Annotated in this window: 16 protein-coding genes; 3 read left to right on the top strand and 13 right to left on the bottom strand. The window is 58.2% G+C overall.

Annotation, left to right across the window (positions count from 1 at the left end):
* Position 1 precedes the first annotated feature (1 nt).
* The 10 genes from ACH3PB_RS10905 to ACH3PB_RS10950 all read right to left on the bottom strand — a co-directional run bounded on the left by ACH3PB_RS10905 (position 2) and on the right by ACH3PB_RS10950 (position 16,474).
* Positions 2-319 carry a pyrimidine/purine nucleoside phosphorylase gene (locus tag ACH3PB_RS10905; protein WP_416394763.1) on the bottom strand — a complete coding sequence of 106 codons (318 nt, stop codon included), beginning with the start codon at positions 317-319 and terminating at the stop codon, positions 2-4.
* A 116-nt stretch (positions 320-435) separates the two neighbouring features.
* The gene (locus ACH3PB_RS10910; protein WP_416394765.1) at positions 436-3,306 is read right to left on the bottom strand and encodes an EAL domain-containing protein; all 2,871 of its coding nucleotides are present in this window, start codon (positions 3,304-3,306) and stop codon (positions 436-438) included.
* 101 nt (positions 3,307-3,407) lie between these two features.
* Entirely contained in the window at positions 3,408-3,854 is a 447-nt protein-coding gene (locus ACH3PB_RS10915; protein ID WP_416394767.1) for a hypothetical protein, read from the bottom strand.
* Positions 3,851-4,978, bottom strand: coding sequence for a PepSY-associated TM helix domain-containing protein (locus tag ACH3PB_RS10920; protein WP_416394769.1), 1,128 nt, complete (start codon positions 4,976-4,978; stop codon positions 3,851-3,853). The genes ACH3PB_RS10915 and ACH3PB_RS10920 overlap by 4 nt, the downstream gene beginning before the upstream one ends.
* The gene (locus ACH3PB_RS10925; protein WP_416394771.1) at positions 4,978-6,240 is read right to left on the bottom strand and encodes a TonB-dependent siderophore receptor; all 1,263 of its coding nucleotides are present in this window, start codon (positions 6,238-6,240) and stop codon (positions 4,978-4,980) included. Before ACH3PB_RS10925 ends, ACH3PB_RS10920 begins: the two co-directional genes overlap by 1 nt.
* A gap of 69 nt (positions 6,241-6,309) precedes the next feature.
* Positions 6,310-7,173 (bottom strand): TonB-dependent siderophore receptor, encoded by an 864-nt coding sequence (locus ACH3PB_RS10930; RefSeq protein WP_416394773.1) that lies wholly within the window; start codon positions 7,171-7,173, stop codon positions 6,310-6,312.
* Positions 7,174-7,332: 159 nt separating this feature from the next.
* A complete protein-coding gene (locus ACH3PB_RS10935; protein WP_416399446.1) occupies positions 7,333-12,966 on the bottom strand; it encodes a chitobiase/beta-hexosaminidase C-terminal domain-containing protein in 5,634 nt (1,877 codons plus the stop codon).
* Between the two features lie 127 nt (positions 12,967-13,093).
* Positions 13,094-14,755: an isovaleryl-CoA dehydrogenase gene (locus ACH3PB_RS10940; protein WP_416394775.1), complete on the bottom strand. Its 1,662-nt coding sequence runs from the start codon at positions 14,753-14,755 to the stop codon at positions 13,094-13,096.
* A gap of 2 nt (positions 14,756-14,757) precedes the next feature.
* Positions 14,758-15,399 (bottom strand): TetR/AcrR family transcriptional regulator, encoded by a 642-nt coding sequence (locus ACH3PB_RS10945; protein WP_416394777.1) that lies wholly within the window; start codon positions 15,397-15,399, stop codon positions 14,758-14,760.
* A gap of 64 nt (positions 15,400-15,463) precedes the next feature.
* Positions 15,464-16,474, bottom strand: coding sequence for a serine/threonine protein kinase (locus ACH3PB_RS10950; protein WP_416394779.1), 1,011 nt, complete (start codon positions 16,472-16,474; stop codon positions 15,464-15,466).
* A 126-nt stretch (positions 16,475-16,600) separates the two neighbouring features.
* Between ACH3PB_RS10950 and ACH3PB_RS10955 the strand changes: the two genes are divergently transcribed.
* Positions 16,601-17,353 carry an SIMPL domain-containing protein gene (locus ACH3PB_RS10955; RefSeq protein WP_416394781.1) on the top strand — a complete coding sequence of 251 codons (753 nt, stop codon included), beginning with the start codon at positions 16,601-16,603 and terminating at the stop codon, positions 17,351-17,353.
* A gap of 21 nt (positions 17,354-17,374) precedes the next feature.
* Here ACH3PB_RS10955 and ACH3PB_RS10960 read toward each other — a convergent pair whose 3' ends face one another.
* Both ACH3PB_RS10960 and rrtA read right to left on the bottom strand, forming a co-directional pair.
* Positions 17,375-17,977, bottom strand: coding sequence for a fasciclin domain-containing protein (locus tag ACH3PB_RS10960; protein ID WP_416394783.1), 603 nt, complete (start codon positions 17,975-17,977; stop codon positions 17,375-17,377).
* Positions 17,978-18,098: 121 nt separating this feature from the next.
* Positions 18,099-18,758, bottom strand: coding sequence for a rhombosortase (gene rrtA, locus ACH3PB_RS10965; RefSeq protein WP_416394785.1), 660 nt, complete (start codon positions 18,756-18,758; stop codon positions 18,099-18,101).
* A gap of 148 nt (positions 18,759-18,906) precedes the next feature.
* Here rrtA and ACH3PB_RS10970 point away from each other — a divergent pair, with 148 nt between their 5' ends.
* Positions 18,907-19,524 carry a hypothetical protein gene (locus tag ACH3PB_RS10970; RefSeq protein WP_416394786.1) on the top strand — a complete coding sequence of 206 codons (618 nt, stop codon included), beginning with the start codon at positions 18,907-18,909 and terminating at the stop codon, positions 19,522-19,524.
* Positions 19,521-21,158 carry a GMC family oxidoreductase N-terminal domain-containing protein gene (locus tag ACH3PB_RS10975; protein ID WP_416394788.1) on the top strand — a complete coding sequence of 546 codons (1,638 nt, stop codon included), beginning with the start codon at positions 19,521-19,523 and terminating at the stop codon, positions 21,156-21,158. The genes ACH3PB_RS10970 and ACH3PB_RS10975 overlap by 4 nt, the downstream gene beginning before the upstream one ends.
* A 27-nt stretch (positions 21,159-21,185) precedes the next feature.
* Here ACH3PB_RS10975 and glp read toward each other — a convergent pair whose 3' ends face one another.
* Entirely contained in the window at positions 21,186-22,460 is a 1,275-nt protein-coding gene (gene glp, locus ACH3PB_RS10980; protein ID WP_416394789.1) for a gephyrin-like molybdotransferase Glp, read from the bottom strand.
* Positions 22,461-22,480: the final 20 nt, after the last annotated feature.

Here is a 22,480-nt window from a genome sequence, read left to right on the forward strand (position 1 = left end):
GCTAATCCGCGTAGTAGGAACAGCAGTAGTCAGTGATTACCAGAACCTTGATATTGAATGCAGAGTTCGCGGGCACGTCGAATGCTTCGCCAGCCTTGTAAGTCACCCAGGTCGACGCGTCCGGCATCTTGACCTCGACCTGACCGGCCTGAATTGCCATGTTCTCGCGCTGCTCGGTGCCAAAACGATATTCACCCGGCAGCATAACGCCGAGGGTCTTCTTTTCGCCATCTTCGAACAGGACGGTGTGGCTGATAACCTTACCGTCGAAATACACATTGGCTTTCTTCATCACACTAACGTTGTCGAACTGACTCATTTTACGCTTTCCCGGGTGGAGGTAAATTCGGCGAGAATGTAGCAGAGCGCTGCCTGGCTTGCCATCAAGATTGTGGCGTCTTTTGCGGCCGCTCACGATCATGATGGCAGCGCCGCTTAAACTGGTGCGACAACATGACCCTCATCGAGCCAGCTCAAGAAGTCCTCTTCCGTCAGTGGCCGTGCGAAAAAATAGCCCTGAAAGTATTCGCAACCCAGTTCGATGAGACGCTGACAATGGGCCTCGGTTTCCACGCCTTCTGCCATCACGACCAGTCCCATATTGCGACCGATGTCGATGATAGATTCCACCAGCGGATGTTCAGTTTCGTCGCCGAGTTCAGCGATAAATGATTTGTCGATCTTGAGCTGGTCCAGCGGCAGGTCGCGCAGGTAGGCGAGTGAAGAATAGCCTGTGCCGAAATCGTCCAGCGCCACGCCGACGCCGTGGCTGCGCAAGGCCTGGAGTTTCTCGATCGTTTCCTGCAGATCGTACAGCAGTGCTGATTCCGTCAACTCCAGCATGAGCCGATGTGGCGGCACAGCATGCTCGAGCAGCGCGTCACGAACCTGCTCTACGAAGTCGGGTCGCGAAAACTGCCAGGCACTGACATTGATCGACAAGTGGCCGTCGAATGGCACAGCCGCACGAACCCAATCGCTGAGATGGCGGCAAGCTTCGTTCAATACCCAACTGCCTATGGCGTGGATACCACCGGTTTCCTCCGCCACCGGAATGAAATCGACAGGTGGAACATAACCGAGCTGCGGATGCTTCCAGCGCAGCAGGACCTCAGCGCCGGCGACACCTTCCCGACGGCCAAGCTGCGGCTGGAAGCGCAGCTTCAGCTCCTGATTACCCAGCGCGTTTCTCAAACCCTCTTCGAGCTGAAGCCGGTTGGCCACAGCTGTCTGCAGCGACGCTTTAAATAGATTGACCGCACCCCGGCCGGACTTCTTGGCCTCATAGAGTGCCAGATCGGCATGTCGCAGAATGTCTGCTTCCGTACCGCCTTCAGTGGGAAACAGCGCCACACCGATACTTGCGCCAACGCTGAAGCTCCGCTCGCCAACATCCAACAGCTGCGACAAACCTGCCATTACTCGCGCGGCCATGGCGAACGCCCGGCTTTGAATGTCGGTATCAGAAGAGAGCATGATGACGAATTCATCTCCCCCCAATCGTGCAAGTCTGGCTTCCGAAGCGACAATGGTCTGAAGGCGATTGGCTACGGCCTTTAGCAGCTCGTCGCCGACCTCATGACCCAGGGCGTCGTTTATAGTCTTGAAATGGTCGAGGTCGATGAGCAGAAGTGCGTTCTTAGGTAGATTCTGTTCAGCGGAGTCGACGCCCCCCACACCCGAAAGCCACTCATGAAGCTGGGCACGGTTGGGCAAGCCGGTGAGATAATCGTGGTAGGCCATATGACGAATGTGGGCTTCGGCCTGTTGCCGCTGCAGTTCGGACGCCACGCGGGCCGCAAAAATCTCCAGAATCCTCATGTTCTGTTCGATATGGGTCAGCGGCCTCGTATCGCTGAGCGCGAGCAGGCCCAGCACCTCACCCTTCGAGCCCCGCAAGGGCGTGGCGACGAAGTCGACAGCGCCCAGGTCGGAAAGGAGACTATCCTGGGGAAACCTGCGCTGAACATCATGGATACACATTTCCTTGCCTTGCCTGAGCACTTCTCCAGCGGCCGACCCGATAAGCGGTATGAGTCGTTCGCCGACCACCCGTCCGTTGGCCGAATAAGCGAGCGTCCTGAGTGCGTGTTCAAGTTTTGGGTCTTTCACCGCTATGAAGGCATCGCTGGCGCCAAAGACCAGGGCAAGATTGATGACAAGTTGCTCGAAGAATTCATCATTGGCAGATGATGAGACCGCTGCCGCAACCAGCTGAATCGCGTCATCGGTTCGCTTTTTATCGGTAACATCCTGATGCACCAGAATCACATCGCTGATCCGCCCGTCCCCATCCTTGATGGGATAGACATAGGCCCCAACCCAACGATCTCGTGGAGGCCCCTTTAATTGCGGATCGTCCGCCGGGTTGTATACCAGCGCGGGCACCTCGGTTGCTTCGCCTCCAAAGCCTCTGCGGAGATAGGGCATTGCACCCTTCTCGGTCAACTGAGGGTCTTCGAGCAAGCTGTAGCCAACCATGTCTTCGGGCGCCAGTCCCCACAACTGCTCCCAGGCACGATTCACCTGAATGGTTTCGCCCTGAGGCGTGAGTACCTGGATGCTGAAGGGTGATTGCTCGACCAGAGACCTGAACCGGCGCTCGGAGGCTCGGAGGCGCCGAGTCGACTCTCTATCAAGTGCGGTTCCCATGATCACTGGCATGAGCATGAAGACAAACGGTGGGAGGTGAATGAAATCCAGCAGACCCAGGCGAACCAGTCCCCCTTGCACTGTAGACATCAGAAACAGGATACCTGCGAGCAACATGGCTGCCACGGTGCCCGAATGATCGCGCTGCCAGACGCTGACCAGAGCGTAAACTCCGTAGGACAACACGCCCACAACGAGCAGTATGCCAAACTGGAGAGCGAGACTGATTTTGCCGGTGGCCAGTGTCACTGACTCGGACCACGGTAACTTAAACTGTTGGAGCCGTATGGCCGAATCGAATTGCAGGCTGTTGGTCTGCCAAAAATTCAGAACGGCAAGTCCCGCAAAGCACAGACTGACGACGTGCAGCACCTTAAGTGAGCCTTTTCCGGTATAACAACGAATGAAGTAGCCGTAGAGCGGAATAAAGATACAAATACTGAGGAAGTTGGACTTCAGGCCGGCCAGGTAAGTCGGCACATCGTTCGCGGTAAAACAGACGACCTGCGAAATACCGTAGCCGACAATGGCAAGGCACATACCGGCAAAAATAGATTGTGTCCGATCGAAAGGCCGGCGCAATGCTGCCAGGCCGTGTAGCACTGCAGCCATGACACACATACCGCTCAGTATCAACAAACTGAAAACTACCATGTCACCCGACTTCCCCCCAACTGGGCCCTGATCCTGGCCATCCCTGTTGCAAGAGTAGCACAGAGAGCGGCGCAGGTCGGGCATGCCAGTGAACGATCAGGTCAATCGATTCGCCATGATGTACTGTATGTTTCTCCGCTCCAGGTCTGTACCGTCAACCAGAGAAGATCGGCCTGCTCCGGAGGCTGAAGATACGGTACGTGGACTTCCTGCATGTCACTGTGACCGTGAAGAATGCCACTCACATCGGCGTCTGGTTCAGGCGGGCGTTTACTCACGCTCAGCCGCGCCAGCCTGACCCGGGACAGACAGCCTTCGCATAGACGAATACCGAAATCCTTGACCAGCTCGCCATGATGCCAGTAAGGCGGCTCATCGTTTACGGGCGTAGGCGCAGCAGTAATCGGCCCCAGTGTCTGCTCCGGCCACTCGGACGGAAAAACCGGTGTCATCGCGTCGTACAGATACCAGACGGGAAGCAGCAGGATCAGGCTGTTCAGCCAGTACAACCAGTATCGGCGTGGTCTGCCCCCTTGTTTGGCCCTCATACTGCACCGCCCTGGACACCACGAACGGTTCGTCTGGTCCAGATCATGAACCCGCTCAGCGCCATTGTTGATAGCAGCAGACCGAACACAAACCAGATCACTTTAGTCCAGAGACCGCCAATAGTGCCGTAATGCAAAGGGTCTGCGATATGCGTGAGCGTCTGCAGCACATTCATGGTTTCGGGCCGCCGTAGGCTCGAGATTTCACCCGTCCACTGGTTGACACTCGCGCCGTAGGCATATTGGTCATGGAACAGGCTATCGCCAGCACCAGCAATCATGAAGTGGTCGCGTGCATGCTCGGGCAAAGAAACCCAGGCCGGTTGAATTGATGGCAGGGCGTGTCTTGCCTGCGCCAGCGCAGCCTCCAGTGAAACTGGCCGGGGCACTGTTGAGTCTTCGTCGCTCAGCAGCGGTACATCGCTCAGCGGCACCGGCGTCACTGCTGTCTCGATCTCGACTTCGTTGTGCCACAGTATGCCTTGTACGAGGTACCACAGACCTGTGAGACCCATCAACAGGAGAAACCAGAGTGACCAGGCCCCTGCGAGCCGATGAAAGTCGCCCAGGGCCACCCGCAGGCCCCGTCCGAGTCGGAACACTGGCCTGGTATAAGCTCGCCAGAATCGCTTGTAAACGACCGCGCCGGTGATGAGAGCACCCAGTGTCACCAGCGACATGGCACCTACGAGGTAATAGCCAATGCTGTAGCTGTGATACCACGGAAACAGCAGCCAGCCGTGAAGCGAGCGCATGAAGCCGATGAAGGTCAGCCCGTCATTGATCATCTGCACGTCCGCGGTGTACGGATTGACGTAGGCCAGTGCCACCGGGAAATTAGCTGAGCTAAAGCTGACGGCTGCCACCAGGTAGGGCTCCATTAGCATCACGTTGCTGACAGCAGCATCGGGCACCTCTGCTTTCACCGCGTCGACCAGCTCATGCAGCGGGCGCACAGGCAGGTCGGCAGGATTCGATGCCCGTGCCGCGGGATTCGTCAGCCAGGTCAGTTCATGGCTAATCACCGCGATGGTGCCTGTAAAGCAGACGAAGGCGAACAGCAGCCACACTGGCAGCGCGAGCAGACCGTGCACCTTGAACCAGCGTCGACGATTGATAGCCATCAGAAACGATATCCGACGCTGGCTACGACCGTTCGCTTGGTACCGACGAAGCAGTCGCCCCTCGCCAGACAGGTCGTATAATAGGTCTTGTCGGCGAGGTTCGTGCCGTTGAGCGCAAACTGCCAGTCACGCGTCTCATAGCCGATCATGGCATCGACCAGTGTGTAATCAGGCGTTTTCACCTTATCCTCGCCATCGTAGCTCGCGCCGACATAACGCACGCCAGCACCGGCGCTAAAGCCGGCCAGACCACCAACTGCAAAGCGATGCTGGCTCCACACTGAGGCCAGATGCTCGGCGACGCTCGGCAGTCTCGCGCCTTCGTCAACGCCTGGGGTACCTTCAGTGACCTCAGTGGCAGTAAAGGCATAAGACGAGATGAGGTCCCAGTTCGGCGTCAGCACCCACAGGCCTTCGAGCTCGATACCCTGTGCCTGTGCTTCTCCGGCCTGGATCTGCCCTGTCGGATTCACAGGATCAGGGACCAGTCTGTTCTGCTCCCGCAGGGTATAGAGCGCTATCGAAGCGAAGCTGGCACTGCCGTCCGGCTGGTATTTCACCCCGACTTCCACCTGCTCACCTTCCAGCGGCTTGTATGCATTGCCCCTCGCGTTAAGTCCAACCTCAGGCAGGAAGGATTCGGCGTAGCTGATGTAAGGCGACAAGCCCAACTCCGTCTTGTAGAGCAGGCCCGCCTTGAGCGTGATGGCATCATCCTTCTGATCACGCTCACCTTCAACCTCGGTACTGGCGCGGTCACTTCTCAAACCCAAGGTCGTGAACCATCGGTCTGAGATATTCATCTGATGTTGCGCATATACGCCGAGCTGTTCGATGGTATTTTCCGGATCATCACTGAAATCAGCTGCGGCCGGCGGGGTGAAGTTGCCGTACACCGGATTATAGAGGTTCAGGATGCCGCCATCGCCTACATAGGCGGTGCGCCTATTGGTTACTGCATGCTGATAGTCGAGACCTGCCAACACGGTGTGCTCGATGGCACCACTGTGAATGATGGCCTGGGCCTGATGATCAGCCGTCAGCGCCTCAAGCTCGGGCTCGGCGACCCAGATCACCCGCGCGATATCGCCGTTTGGCTGCAGCTCAGGTGGAAAGGCCGGATACAGGGTACGATAGTCGACTTCGCTCTTGGCGTATCTCAGGTTCTGCCGCAAGGTCCAGGTGTCGTCAATCCTGTAGGTCAGCAAGGAAGTCAGCGCTTTCTGATCGGTGTCGTAGGCATCGAAGCCAGGCTCGCTCATGAGGACATCGATTGGGATTTCCGGCAGGCCGCCGGGCGCAGGATAGACGGTGCCCGCGTGGGGGAGGAACTACGTGGTCGATCCGGATTCGTCGCTCTGCACGTTAGCGAGCAAGGTCCACTCCAGTGAGTCGTTTGGACGCCAGGTCAATGATGGCATGAACAGCAAACGATCATCGGCCACCTGGTCCACCTGGGTATCGCTTTCGCGAAGGACGGCAACTGCTCGCACCAGCAGCGTTTCGCCCTCATCCACCGCTCCCGCCACATCGAGGCCGATCTGGCGGCGGTCGAAGCTCCCATACTGGAGCTGAACCTCACCCTGCCGTTCTGAAAGCGGCCGCTTGCTTACAAGATTGACCAGCCCGCCTACCGATCCCTGGCCATACAACACCGATGCCGGACCTTTGAGCACTTCTATGCGTTCGAGTGTGAAGGGATCTGGCCGGACGCTGGCGTAGTAGCCAAAAGACTGCTGCATGCCATCCTGGAAAATCACCGGTTCGATGCCTCGGATCTTGCTCCAGTCTCCCCGGCTGTCCAGGCCGAAGGGCTCGGCACGAACACCAGCGGTGTAGCGCAGCGCATCCTGAACGCTTTGCACACCCTGATCACGCATTTGATCTGCAGTCACAACCGAGATGGACTGGGCGGTGTCTGCGATGGCGGTGTTGGTCTTGGTGGCAGTGAGGCTGCGCTTGGCGACGTAGCCTTCTACCGGGCCGGTTGGCGACTGCTCGAATTCACCGGTCACAGACATTGGCGAGAGTACGATTTCGCCTGCAGTAGCCGCGGCAGCCTCAGGGGCTTCGGCATGTGATGGCATAGAGGAGATCAGCAGGAGCGCCGATAAACTGGTAAATCCGAGGCTCAGCTGTCGACCGGCAGGTGCAGCATGATGCCCTTTTTCAGGCATTGACGAATGGGACGACAAGATAACTACTCCATAGCAGATGGCGGAAATTCAGGATCATGAAATTCCGGCAATCTTAATGCTAATGAGAATAGTTATCAATAGCCTTTACAATAACGACCTCCTGCATTCGTCGTCATCTAAAGCGGCACCACTCGCTTACCCTGCTCACAGGCTCCGTCACTGAACCGTCACTGCAAAGGCCGCCTCATCCGAGCCTGACGAATTCACGGTGCGTATTACAAAGCTATGGCTCCCAGACGACTGAGCCGACCACCTCACTCGACCTGTAGCCGGATCAATCGTCGCGCCCTCTGGTCCGGACACGAGGCTGAACCGGCCGATGGGATGACCGGTCACTGGCACTTCGTAGTCCAGTGCCGAACCTGCTGCGATGACTTGCGGCGCCGGCTCCAATAGCGGCGCTCCTGCCGTGCAGCGCGGCAGGATTTTCTGCAAGGCTTCAAACCAGACCAATGCCATTTTCTTGGAGCCTGCCGCATTGGCATGCACCGCATCGAACATATCACTGGCGTAGTCAAGCACTGGCTCGTGGTCGACCAGGAACAGGTTATCCCCGGCCTGCTGTCGCTGAACGACGGCTTCAGCAAGCATCCGATTAAACTCGGAGGTGGCCGCATCATAGGTCTGGCGATTGATAATCCTCCCGACCACCATGGGTACCTTGGCATCAAACTGATCCATCCTGTCGAAAATTCGCTGCATGCTCGGCACGTCGAAACGGTTGGTACCCAGGTGGGTCAGGACCAGCGCCGGCGGGTTCATCTGCAGCCAGCTCAAAAGGCGCTCCGAGACTGCCAGCGGTGTGATACCGGACCAGCCTTCATGAGCCTTGTCGTGCGTACCGGCCTCCTGTCCGGTCTGTCCGCCGACGAAGTCGACCTGATAACCCGTGTTCGTCAGCAGATTGAACAGCGCTGGCCGATAGGTACCCCAGAATGTAGTGGCAGACCCATTGGCACCCTCAGTGATGCTGTCACCTAGGGGCATGATGCGTACCGGTGTCTCGCACTGCGCCAGGCCACGCTTCAGGCCGGTCGTCAGGTCGGTGACGAGACGGGCGAGCTCGTCCCTGCGCTGGACGCGAGTGTGAACCGACACTTCGTCGATCTGACCAGCAAAGAAGCCCGTCGCATCAGAGCCACCCAGCCTTAGCGGCACACTGCCTGAAGATAGCCCAGCAAGCGCTGCTGACATAGCGGCCGTATCTACCGGCACCAGACCGACCTGCACGCCGTCCACTGAGAGCCGCAATACACCAGCGAAGCCGTCGACATCGAGGCTGAGCAGATGCCAGAGGCCGTCGTTGAGATCAGCTGCAGCTGAAAGTGTAACTGGCGCTGCTGAAGTCGAGCTGAGCGTCGCCGTCAAGCTGCCACTCTCACATTGCATGACCAGTGAGCCCGTATTGGTGTTGCCCAGAGTGAGGATTTCGTCTGCCCCACCACAAGCGGTACGTAACACCATGCTCAGGTTCAAGCCCTTCGATGCAGCAGTCCCACGCAGGTCGATACCTGTGTCCACCAGCGACGTGGACTGTCCATTGAAGTCGAGTGCCTGACCGATAAGTCCGGTGACTGCAGCTGGACAATCGGTACAACTGAAACTTGTACCGCCAACCTGGGCTGCGAGTCTTGTAGCCTGGTTGCTGCCGCTAAAATTCCATGTTGCCGCAGTCTCATCGTGCACAATGGCTCGAGCAGTTGCCCCTGCCCGCGGCGTTGCTTCCGGCCCATTACCCGATGGCGTGAACGCAGCATCACGCGTTAGCAGGAGCTTGTCGATGACCATGCCAGACTCGCGCATCCAGATATTCAGCGTATGTCGACCAATCTGGGAAACTGTAAGCACGGCGCGCTTGTAAGTAATGAACTGCTTGTTCGACCAGTTCATCTGCCCGAAGGGCTCGAAGTAGCTGATTGGTGAGCTGTCTGCACCGGGTACGCCGTTCAGACCCAGATGAACCGAGTCGGAGGAACCGTTTCTCGCTTCCGCTCGGATCCAGATGTAGTAGTCACCGGTCTGGCTGAAGTCGATGTCATAGTCGAGCTGGGCACTGGTATCAGTGAAATCCCGCGGGTAACCGTGGCCAAAAGGCAGGGCCTGGACGGCGCGGTCGTTGGACCAGTTGCCATCGCTGACGGCTGTCCACTCGGTGCCGACTGACGAGTCTCGCTTGCGGATGAAATCTTCGGCTTCAATGGTGATGATACCGGCGTAGCTGCTGGCCTGACTCACTACCGGCGTCGGCTCTCCGCCCCCGCCCGAACCAGCTGCAGTGACTGTGAGCACCAGTGTACGCGTGGTCACGAGGCTGCTATCGAGCGCATCGACCGCGCGGACGCTCAGGTTATAGGACGCTTCGCTGACGCTACTCCCAGGGGACCATGTCAACAGTGCAGAACCGTCGCCATTGTCAGTCAGGCTTGCGCTGCCCGGCAGCGCAGCCAGATCTGCATCGATAACTGGGGCCGGACTCTGCGCGGCAGTCGCACTATCTGGATCGACGGCTCGCAATACAAGGTTCAGATCCGAATCTGCCGCCACGCTTGCTGCCGTTATGGCATCGGTCCATTGCGGTCGCGCGTTTGCGAAACTGAACTCGAGGTTTAGCTCGCCGCTCGTGGCTAGACCCGTACCGCCAGCGATCGCCCGTAAGGTATGATTAGTGCTAATCAGGATGGGCCCTGAATAGACCTGACTGCCTACTGTAGGTTGGCTACCATCAAGGGTGTAATAGATGGCTGCGGCGGTGCTGGTCGTATTCAGGCTCACGCTGACAGGATTGACGAACTGGCCGCCGTCGGTATTGGCTGTTGGTCGAGCAGCCTGCGGCAGTGGCTCTTCGCCATCGACGATCTGCGGTGTTTCAGCCGGCCCACTGCCACTGGGCACATAGCCTGAGCTCTTGCTTAACAGTACCCGATCGAACACGAAGCCGGTCTCTCGCATCCATAGATTCAGCGTGTGCACGCCAGGACTCGGAATGCTGATACGGGCATAACTGCCGCTCGCCTGACTGTAACGACTCCAGATTGGGCGACCATATGGTGTAAACGAGGTGATGGCCTTGCCCGCTGCCACCGGCATGCCATTCAGCCCCAGATGGACAGAATCCGAGCCACCGTCGCTGCCCTGCCCGCGAATCCAGATATAGTAGGTGCCGGCTTCGGTAAAGCGGATACGGTAGTCGAGCCTCGCGCTCACATTCTCGTAGTCGCTATTATAGCTGCCCGTTCCAGCTGGCACGGCCTGCAGAGCAGTACCGCCACCGAAGGCCGATGCACTGACAGCAGACCAGTTGTGACCGTAAACCGCCACGCTCTGATCGTGAAAGTGTTCGGCTTCGATGACCAGCAGCCCACCCGCGGCACTGCCCTGATCGAAGACCTGTACCCCGGTGGGCTCGCCACTTCCACCAGCTGCGTTGACCGTCAGCGTCAGTGTATGTTCCGTCCTGATTAAAGCATCAAGCGCATCCGTCGCGATGAGCGTGAGACTGTAGTTCGCAGTGGCGGCACCAGCCCCTGGCGCCCAGTTCAGCGACGCTGTCCCGTTGCCGTTATCGATGAAGCTGGCTGTCCCTGGCAGAACGGCAAGTTGGGCCGCATTGGCGCTAAGCGCTGGTGGCGGACTCTGTTCGGCCGCGCTGCTGTCAGCGTCAATCGCGTTGAAAGACAGGTTCAGGCTCGCGGCGGCGTCGACTGTTGCGGTAGTTACTGCACTCACCCATTGCGGGCTCGCATTGCCGAAACTGAAGCTGACCTGGAGCTCGCTGCTAGCAGCGTAGTTTTCGCCATCGGCGATTGCGCGCAGCGTCGAATTGTTGCTGATCACGAGGGGAGCTGAATACCGCTGGCTGTTTTCGTTCGGCGCTGAGCCATCAAGCGTGTAGAAGATACTTGCCGCTGCGGATGTTGTGACCAGATTCACAGTCACTGGCCTCACGAACTGGCCGCCCTGTACATCGGCTACTGGCTTCGCAGCCTGAGGCGCAGGCGCTTCGCCATCTACGATTTGCTGCGTTTCCTCCGGACCGGAACCGCTGGGTGCATAGCTCGAACTGCGCGTCAGCAATACACGATCGACGATAAAGCCAGTTTCACGCATCCATAGATTCAAGGTGTGATCACCGGCGCTTGGCACCACGATTCGCGCGTTGCCGCCAGTTGACTGACTGTAGCGACTCCAGGCCGGCTGGCCGACTGGCGAAAACCAGGTGATGGCCTTGGCCGCAGCAACTGGCTCTCCATTCAACCCGACATGGATTGAGTCTGAGCTACCATCGTTACCTTGCCCGCGAATCCAGACGTAATACGTGCCGGCTTCAGCGAAGCGAATTCGATAGTCGAGCGCGGCGCTGACGGTTTCATAGTTGCTGTTATAGCTGCCGGTACCAGCCGGTTGCGCTTGCAGTGCAGCACTGCCGCTGAAACGTGCGTCGGCAAGCGGTGCCCAGTTCTGCCCGTACGACGCCACGCTCTGTCGATGAAAGTTTTCGGCTTCGATTACGATTCGGCCGGAATTGGCTGGATCCTGGAGAAAAACAGAAAGCCCCTCAGCAGGTGGCTCCGTGCCATTGCCGGCTTCAGTAATGCTGAGCTCGAGGTTCTGAGCTGTAAAAATCCCGCTGTCGAGCGCATCAGTCGCGATCAGCGTCAATGTATAGACCCCAGCAGCGGCCTCGACGCCTGGCGTCCAGGACAGCGTCGCCTGACCATTTCCTGCATCAGTCAGTGTTGCCGTGCCAGGTAGCGCCGCCAGCTGGCTGGCATCTGCGCTGATAAGCGGCGCGGGGCTCTGAGCCGCCGTACTGCTATCCGCGTCGCTCGCCAGCACAGGGAGCTCCAGCGTCTGGCCAGCCTGCACAGACGCCGACCCTGGCAAGGACTGCCATTGCGGTGCCGAATTGCCGAAAGTGAAGCTGAGTAGCAGTTCATCGCTTTGGCTGAAGCCATCCCCAACCGCCACTGCCCTCACGGCCGTGTCGGTGGCGATAGTGAACGGGGCATCATAGACGAGGCTCGCACGATCTGGTGCGGCCCCATCAAGTGTATAGAAGATGCTGGCGCCGGCAGACACGGTGCTGAGCGACAGGGTAACTGGCTCGACATACCGGCCACTGGCGATGTTCGACTCGGGGATAGCTGCCTGTGGATCAGGCAGCTCACCATCAATGAGCTGCACACTGGCCTCAGGGCCTGCGCCACTGGGCGTGTACCCGGTGTTCTTGGTGAGTAGAACACGATCTATGATAAAGCCGGTTTCGCGCATCCAGACGTTGAAGGTGTGCACGCCGGCACTGGGAATAGTGATGACGGCGTTCTTACCCGTCGCCTGGCTGTAGCGACTCCAGTCCAACTGGCCTCTGGGGTAGAATGAGGTGATGGCCTTGCCGGCCGCTATGGCCTCACCATTCAGACCGAAGTGCACTGAGTCGGAACTACCGTCAGGGCCGTCGCCACGAATCCATATGGCGTAGCTGCCAGGCTGATCGAAGCGGATGCGGTACTCTAGCCCGGCACTCAGGGTGTCATAGTCGCTGTTATAGCTACCGGTGCCAGCGGGTTCGGCCCGGAGCGCCAGGCCATCGGCGAAGCGGCTGCCAGTCAGGGGCACCCAGCTCTGACCGAGTACCGCGGCGCTACTGGCGTGGAATTGCTCCGCTTCGATGACCACCTGGCCATTGCTATCCTGCACGTATACCGCCGACTCAGCGGCCAGCACGACACTGGCGCACAGCAATAGAGTAATGCCTGACAGGCCAGCTATGAGTTTTTGGAAGACGGACATGGACACGGGCGACACCTACGACAGGATCAGGAATAGCCGCCAGTTTGGGTTAAAATTGCAGCAAAGACTACACAACAGCTACCAGATTTAACAAAGTATTACATTCCGTCCACTGTACTGCTCACCCTCACCCGACGCGAGGTGTGGCCCGCTCAATGATGGCGGCTGCATCGGTGTTTGCCGGAAGATTGCCGTAGTTGAGACCGCCATGTAGCCCCATCCTCGTGGCGCAGAAAGCCTCGGCGACTGCTGGCGGGGCGTGGCGAATCAACAGTGAGGCCTGCATGGCGAGCGCCAGCCGATCAACCAGATTACGTGCCCGGTACTCCATGTTGGCAGAGTTCATGAAGTCACTCTGCAATTTCGCCAGATGAACATCAAAGCGTGAATCCGAACCCTTGGCAGCGCCGACTTCGTTGAAAAACACCTCAAGGCTGGCGGGAGACTTGGACAGCGCGCGAAGAATGTCGAGACATTGCACATTTCCACTGCCCTCCCAGATTGCATTGACCGGAGACTCGCGCAGCAGACGGGGCATGATGCTGTCTTCCATCACGCCGCTGCCACCGATGCATTCCATCGCTTCGTAGGCATGATTTGGCGCACGCTTACAGATCCAGTACTTGCCGATCGGGGTGGCGAGACGAGCGAGCAGCTGCTCCTCTTCACTGGCCCGATCATCGAGCGCGCGTGCCAGGCGAAGGGTCATGACCATCGCAGCCTCGCTCTCGAGCGCGAGATCTGCCAGCACATTCTGCATGAGTGGCTGCTCGTCGAGGCGCGCACCAAACGCTGCGCGGTGACGACAATGATGCAGAGCCTGGGCAGCGGCCTGGCGCATACCCCCAGAGCTGCCGATCATGCAATCGAAGCGGGTCATGGCAACCATTTCGATAATCGTAGGCACGCCGCGGCCTTCCTCACCGATCATCCAAGCCAGCGCACCGCGTAGCTCCGCCTCACTGGATGCATTGGCCACGTTGCCCATCTTGTTCTTGAGCCGCTGTATCTGCCATGGATTCTTGGTGCCATCAGGACGCCAGCGTGGCATGAGGAAACAGGACAGCCCACCGGGCGCCTGAGCCAATACGAGAAAGGCATCGCACATTGGTGCTGAGACAAACCACTTGTGCCCTACCAGCTGATAGGCCTTGCCGGGGCCAGGCTGGTCGACAGGTATGGCGCGCGTGCTGTTGGCCCGTACGTCGGACCCGCCCTGCTTTTCGGTCATCGCCATGCCAATGGTCACAGCAGTCTTTTCTTCCGCCGGGATATTGCGCGGATCATACGCTCTCGCGGTGATCTTCGGACCCCAGACGGCCGCTATTTCCGGCTGCAACGCAATAGTGGGCATGGCGGCGAAGGTCATCGTGACCGGGCAGCCATGAGCGGCTTCGACCTGGGAGTGCATGTAGTAGCTTGCCGCCCTGGCCACGTGGGCACCCTTTTGCGGGTGAGTCCAGGGACTGCTGTGCAGGCCATGCTCGAGCGCCAGTCTCATCAGCTGGTGATAGGCTGGATGAAATTTTACGAGGTCCTGACGGTGACCGAAGCGGTCATGGCTATGGAACACTGGCTTGTTTTCATTGGCCAGAAACCCGAGTTCGATGATGTCGGCGCGGCCGGCGATCTCACCATGCGCCTTCAGTTCGTCCAGTGCCCATTCGGCACCCTCGCGAACAACAGCCTCCTGCAGCGCCCTGTCCTGTTCGAACAGATTGTAATTTTCGAGCGGAGGCGGCTGATTGAACACCTCATGTGTTTCTGCAAGATAAGCTGAAGCTTTCACATCTATCTCCTCTGGCCGCTCACCCCCTGCATGCAGAAGTCGATGATCGGCTCTATCAGGACCTTCTGCCGGCTCTGATCTCCGACAGGAGGCATTTGTACTGGGCCCTGCTGCTGAGGCGAAAGCGGCCCCACGAGGCTTTCCGCCAACGCGCCCACCAGACAGGTCGCGCTGAGATGCGCATCCTGCGGCGGCAATGTGCCCGCCTCTATACCTTCGAGGATCACGCGCTCGAAGAATTCAGCGTAGGATCGCCGGTAGTTCAGCCGTTCTTCTTCAACCAGCGGGTCAACCGGCTCCGCGATAAGCGACCAGGCCATGACCGGTCCTCGCAAGGCGCGTTCTGCGAACTGCCTGATTGCGCGCTCCAGCCGGACCAAAGCAGGTTCCTGACCAGTCAGCGCGCTCTCCACCTTATCCAGTTCGATCTGTGTCGCCTCGCGAAAGACTTCGGCAAACAGCTCGGCCTTGGATTCAAAATGTCGATAGACCGAGCCTGTCGCCACGCCCGCATCTTCTGCCACAAGATTGATAGACGCATTGCGAAAACCACCCTGGCTCACCCGATGGTAGGCACAGTCGAAAATTCGCTGTCGAATTCCCGCCTTGCGCAACCGCATCTTCTCGGTTTCACGGTATGCCATGACACAGCCAGATAAAGAGTGAATCAATATTCATTTTTTGTCAATCGAGTCTCAAATCATGTGTTCAGAATACACTGAGCGGTCGCTCCTGGATGGCTGACTGCTGTTCACGTAGCTGCAGAATATGGTCGCTCCAGTAGCGCGGACTGTTGAACCAGGTAAAGGCCTGTGGGAAAGCGGGATCCTGCCAGCGCTCGGCAATCCAGCCGGCATGATGGATCATGCGGATCGTACGCAGTGCTTCTATCCAGCGCAGGCTCGGGTAGTCGAACTCCCTGAAGGTTTCATACCCCTCGAGCACATTGTCCAGCTGCTGACACTGGGCTTCCCTGTCGCCAGCGAGCAGCATCCAGATATCCTGAATTGGCGGCGCTGTTCGTGCGTCATCGAAATCCACCAGATTGAAATAGTCGTCGCGCCAGAGAATATTGCCGCGATGCAGATCGCCGTGAATTCGTATACCGGCGGCCAGGTAGCTGTCATCCAGAATAGCGCGACAGCGCGCCGTCAGGTCATCGACTACGGAACGATAGGCTGGCAACAGATCGGGCGGCAGGAACTCGGTCTCGATAAGTGTTCGGCCGCGCCCGAGAAAGGCGTCTGTCGTGAGCGGCGGGCGATGCAGGAACTTTGAGCTGGCGCCAATATTATGCATCTGGCCCAGCAGGCGGCCGAGCATCTTCAGCGTTCCGGGCTCGTCGAGGTCGGGCGCATGACCACCACGACGCTTGAATACGGCGAAGCGAAATTCATCGTGACTATGCAGTGTCTCGCCATTGAAATATTCGGGCGGCACGCAAGGCAGCTCGGCCTCTGTCAGTTCAAGCTGAAAGGCATGCTCTTCGAGAATCTGCGCGTCGGTCCAACGCTCAGGGCGATAAATCTTGAGAATGACCGGCTCAGACTGGTCGATCCCGATCTGATATACACGGTTCTCATAGCTGTTAAGGGCCGCGAGTTGACCATTGCAGACGAGACCTAGCGACTCCACGGCATCGAGTACGAGATCAGGGCTGATTCGTGCGAAAGGATGGACCGCTGTTTCATTGTCGCGGTCGGTTGACACGTCAGTCATGCTATCTCCATTATTCGTTGTGCACCTCGCCGGGCCAGGAGGCTCATGGCGGGCGCTTGCGCTGCGTCACCCTACCGCTGGCCTGTTTGAAATGCCAGTGATGAAGCAACCACATGGAAAGATATCATGATCACTTCGAGCGTACCGAACAGCTACTTGGCACTCTTACCCTGGCGGCGACTGATTGCTGCAACTGCCGGGCTTTGTCTCGCAGGCTCAGCCCTTGCCATGGAACCAGAGGACCCTCAAATGCGACAAGTGAGTTTTAGTGTCGAGTCGGCTGCAAAAATCGATCAGGATCTCATTGAAGCCAGCCTGTATTTTGAAACACAGCGACTTGAAGCTGCCGATGCCGCGGCAGAGGTCAATGACAAGATGGCCGAAGCGCTGAAACTGCTGGAGGGACGGAAAGGTCTCGAGTACAGCACCCTCGCCTATCAGACCTATCCTGTGTATGAGAAGAGCGAGATTGAAGGCTGGCGCGTACGCCAGGTTCTCCAGGTGAGCGGGCAGGACAAGACCGCCGTGACAGACGCGCTCTCAGCGCTTCAGAAAACGCTCTCGATCCAGTCGCTGAACTTTGTCGTGTCCCGAGGCGCCCGTGATGAAACCAATGCACAGCTGACAAAGGACGTTCTGGACAAGTTCAAGCAGCGTGCACAGCTGATCGCGACGACCATGGATGCGGCCAGCTACGAAATCACCAATATCCAGATCAATACCCAGGGCAGCAATCAGCCTGACTACCCGCGCGCTGAAATGATGATGGCACGCGACAGTTCAGGCGGCGCTGGACCCGCTCTTGAGGCTGGCAAGTCTGAAATCGTAGTCTCGGCCAACGCGACCATCGAACTGGTATTCGACGGCAAACGCCGCTAAAGCCAAAGGCGCTGTCCGGCCTCAGTTCCCCTGGGCAGCGCTTTCTTCCTCGTTCATTATCTTCTCGAGTTGCCTGCCGACCGCCTCAGGTATCAGCACCTGTTCGATGGCATGAAGCACGCCATTCTTGGCCTCGATATCTGTGGCGAGTATCTTGATCCCATCCACAGAGATCACGCCGTCCTTCGCCAGTACAGGCAAGGTCGTACCATCCATCATCTCAATCGAGTCGCGTTCGGCCAGCTGCTTCGCTGAAACCTCGCCCTTGATGACATGATGCTTGAGCATGGCTGCCAGCGCATCATGGTCCTCACGGAGCGCGTCGAACTGCTCCCTGGGGATGGCTGCGAACGCTGCGTTGGCGGGCGCCAGCACGGTATACGGACCGTTTTGGCGAAGCACCTGCTCCAGGCCCGCTGCTTTGATCGCAAGCACCAGGGTGCTGAAATCGCCATGCGCTATCGCGACACCGACTACATCCTTGTCACCCATCGATTCAGTTTCAGCAGCGCTGCTGCCGTCACCGACTTCGCCGTCTTCGATATTCGAGGCAATGGCCAGCGCGGTCATCGGGCTGAGTGAAAATGAAAATGCTGCAGCCAGCAAAAAATCTTTGAGCTTCATCGCAGTGATCCTTCTTGTTGCGTCTTTGTTATTCATCCAGAGCCATCCGTAATTCAGGGTATGAATCCTGAACCTACAGCGTTGGACATGGCCGCTTCATCACCACGACCTTACCCTTTGGTTATGTTTGGGTCGATTTTCGCAAACACAACAGGCCGAAACCAAACAAGCCAGCGAGCGTTCCAAGGAGGTGTGCTTCATGAAGGACCGGAGCGCCGATCAGTCCCTCACTAAGGTCACTGCCTTGCAGGGATCCCGGGATTGGCCAGTTGGCTGCGATGACCAGGTACAGCAGATACACTGCGCCCAGTACCAGAAGAAGCAGCCGAAGCAGGCCCGCGGGGTCCCTCTGCAATCGCGCCCGCCGTATTTCGTGCAGAATGCCGACCAGAAGTGCGTAGAACACCTGTCCGTAAAGCACACCACTGTAGCCTGCATACCACTGCACTTGCGGATACAGCAGCAGCAGTCCAGCTGATATGACCGTCACGCCGGATATCAGCACGAACGAAAGCCCTTTCGGCGTACCGTCCAGTAGCAGGCAGCAAGCGGCTACACCGAGCGCGTTCATCGCAAAATGTGTCCAGTTCAAATGGACGAAGTGGGCAGTGATCAGCCGGTAGTATTCGCCTCTCAATATCAGGTCACGTTCATACCGGAATACGGAGCCGAGGCCTGAACCGCTCATGAGCTCTTCAGCGAGCTGAAAGCTGCCGAGAACGATAATTGCGAATGTTAGCCAATGTAGTTTTCGGCTTGGGAAATAGTATGTCTTCGGCATGCAAATGACCGTTTCGTGAAGGCGTTGACAGACCCCAGGTGAAATGGCGTGTCCAGATGACCCGTGTTCAGTTATGATTGTGATCGCCTGCAAAGGCGCCGATCGGACCAAACAAGCGATTATAACTACAATGCTGTCAGGTGAGCCCATGCGCCCTCATACACCACTTCTGCCGACACAGAGCAGACGTCGATTTCTCAAACATTCAGCACTGGCATTGGCAGCACCTGCATCAGCCAGTCTTCTCTCAGCTTGCTCCGGGCCATCGGTCCGCGGCGACGACATCGCCTCTTCAGATACCGATAAGTCAGGGCCTTTTTTACGTGGCATTTACCTCGATGAGGATAGTAGCAAATTCTTTCGCGCTGCTTCGACCGCGGTACTGCCGGAGCTCGGACAGCCAGACCCTCAGGCCATCGAACACCAACTCACGCAGATCGATGCTGCATTTGTTGCCTTTGGTCCGGTGACACAGAACGAGTTCGCTGCACTGCTTTCACTCTTGACCTGGGCACCAACCAGGGGCGCTGTAGCCGGCGTATGGCGCGACTGGAATACCGCCTCGCCTTCAGACGTCGAAAACTTCCTCTCCGACTGGAGAAACAGCGGGTCGACTTTGTTGAATGCTGGCTATAACGGCATCGTCAAGATCATCAGCACAAGCTATTACGGTCAACCAGAGAACTTTGCCAAGAGCGGGTACCCAGGTCCCCCTGCCTTCGCCATCAGCAGTTTGCCTCAGTTCAAACAGGAGTCAGCCGCATGAGTGTGCAGGATGTCATCACACTCGGCCTCGAACGCGGCTGGCAGGTATTCTCTGCTCGCCCCGACTCCGAAATCGACAATGCCAATCGTGACTTCATCAAACCGGTTTCGGCAATGACAGAACTCGAGTTCGACGTCATTGTCATCGGCACCGGCGCGGGCGGTGGCACGGCTGCCGAAACCTTCGCGCAACAGGGCCTGAGCGTGCTGATGCTCGAGGAAGGCCGTCTGCATAGCCTGAAAGATTTCAAGATGGAGGAGCTGTGGTCCTACGGCAACCTGTACCAGGAAGCCTTGGCGCGGACGACTGAAGACGCTGGTATTTCCATCATGCAGGGACGCAGTGTCGGCGGCTCCACGACGGTGAACTGGACTTCGAGCTTCAGGACGCCCGAGCAGACGCTTCGCCACTGGGCGAATGCCCACCTGGTTGCGCAGAGCAGCCCAGGCGAGATGCGCAGCTGGTTCGAAAATCGCGAGCAGCGCCTGAATATTTCCCCCTGGGCAGGCCTGCCAAACGAGAACAACGCCGTTCTGCAACGTGGCTGCCAGGCACTCGGGTGGTCTACCAGCCTCATTCCACGCAACGTTCTCGGCTGCTGGAACCTTGGTTATTGTGGTTTTGGCTGCCCCACCAACGCCAAACAATCCATGTTGACCACCACGATTCCAGCGGCGCTCGACAAGGGCGCTACGCTCATGACCAGCGTGCGTGCCGAGAGACTGGTCCAGGTTGGCGATACCATTCATGGGCTGGTGTGCCACCCTGTCGCGGTGAATCACGTCGTGGAACAGGATAGGGAAATTCTGCTCAAGGCCCGCCATTACGTGCTGGCCGCAGGCGCAATTGGCAGTCCGGCAGTGCTGCTGCGCTCTGGCGTCAGCGACCCCTACGAGCGTGCAGGCAAGCGAACCTTCCTGCACCCCGTCGTTGCGACGATAGCCGACATGGGCAAGCCGGTAGATCCGTATTATGGCGCACCGCAGTCGGTCTATTCAGATGAGTTTCTCTGGCGTGACGGGGTTACCGGAAAGATGGGGTACAAGCTGGAAGTGCCGCCCCTGCATCCTTCCCTGTCGGCTGGCGTCATAGGCTTGCATGGTCAGGAATTGATGGATCGCATGCGCATGCTGCCGCAGATGAATTCGGTGCTGGCCCTCTTGCGCGACGGTTTCAATGACGAAAGTCAGGGCGGCGAAGTCTTTCTACGAGATGGCGGCCACCCTGGACTGCGTTATGGACTCAACGACTATCTGTGGGAGGGCGCGAAGGATGCCTATCTCAAAATGGCGGAGGTGCAGTTTGCGGGCGGTGCGCGGACGGTTCGTCTGGTGCATCTCGACTCAAACGACTACAGCAGTTGGTCGGAAGCGCGGGCAGCCATCAAAGCGATGCCCATGGCAGCGCAACGGACCAAGCTGTTCAGTGCCCATGTGATGGGCGGGTGCGCGATGGGCGAAAATGCCCGTGAAGCGGTGGTGGACACCTACGGACAACACCACCAGATCAACAATCTTAGCGTGATGGACGGCTCGGTCTTCCCAACCAGTATCGGGGCGAACCCTCAACTATCGATCTATGGCCTGGTGTACCGCAATGCTCGCAGGCTGGCCGAGCGTCTGACCACGGCCTGAACTCACGCGACAGCGAGCCCCATGTGGCTAGCTGTCGTCGAAGCTGCCAAGCCGATAGAAATCGAGCAGCTGCCCTTCGCTAACGGATTCATGCTCCGGCACGACCGCCAGCCCCTCGGCCCAGCAGGCCGACATCAGCATGCCTGAGCTCTGGTTCTGGAACGGCACAATACGTCCATCTTCAATCCTGGCCCGGAGGAAGTCGCGGCGGATAGATGGCTTGTCACGAGCAAAACCTGCCGGCATGCGCTCTGGTCTCGGCCGCAGCATCTGCAACCTCTTTTCGGTGGATGCTTCGTTGACGCCTCTACCCTGCAGCCACGAAATGAGCGGTCTGGCAAAGACAAGGCTGCTGACAAACGCTGCCCCGGGGTTGCCCGGAATACCAAGAAACGGAATTTTCCGATGTTTGCCCAGTGTACCGAAGGCCAGCGGCTTGCCCGGTTTCATGCGAATCTTCCAGAAACCCAGCTCACCGATCTGTTCGACGGCGGTCTTGATATGGTCTTCTTCTCCGACCGACATACCACCGGTGCTGATCACCAGATCCGCTTCACGACTGGCGCGTTCAAGACAGTTGATGCTGGCTTCAGGCGTGTCGGCGATGATGCCGTAGTCGATCACGTTGCAGCCGACTGATTGCAGCCAGCTGGTGAGCAAATAGCGATTGCTGTTATAGATTTGTCCTAGCTGCAGCGGCCAGCCCGGCTCGACCAGCTCATCGCCCGTCGACAGTAAGCCCACATTCAGGCGCTCGAACACCGTCACGCAGTGCTCACCAATCGATGCCAGTAGCCCCAGATGTCTAGGCTGCAGTAGCTGGCCAGCGTCGAGCACGACGTCTCCACTCGCGATATCCTGCGCCCTGGGCCTTACATTGCTACCAGACCGGAGTGAGGCCGGATTGACCCGCGTGAGCCTGAGTACAGCGTCTTCGACATCCACATCCTCCTGCATGGCTACACAATCTGCACCTGGCGGCAGCGGCGCACCAGTAAACAGTCTCATTGCCTCTCCGGCCTGCAACGCTGTTGCTGGCGCTGCATCCCCGGCTGCGATCCGCCCTGTCACCGTCAGCGATGACAGACTACTATCTGCTGAGCGAAGAGCATAACCATCCACGGCACTGTTAGCGAAGGGTGGTACATCGATGCTGGCGTGCACCGGCACTGCCAGCACGCGGCCTCTGCCTTCGAGCAAGGGCACCGTGTGCTGGGCAGGATTCGTGCATTGCGCAGCGACTAAAGTGATCATGGCCCGAAGGGCGTCATCTACCGAGGTTAGCTCATCCTGAATCTGCAAGTTGAATCCTGTTTTTGGCT

Source organism: Allohahella sp. A8 (assembly GCF_047946665.1).
In the GTDB taxonomy this organism is placed as follows: domain Bacteria; phylum Pseudomonadota; class Gammaproteobacteria; order Pseudomonadales; family Oleiphilaceae; genus Allohahella.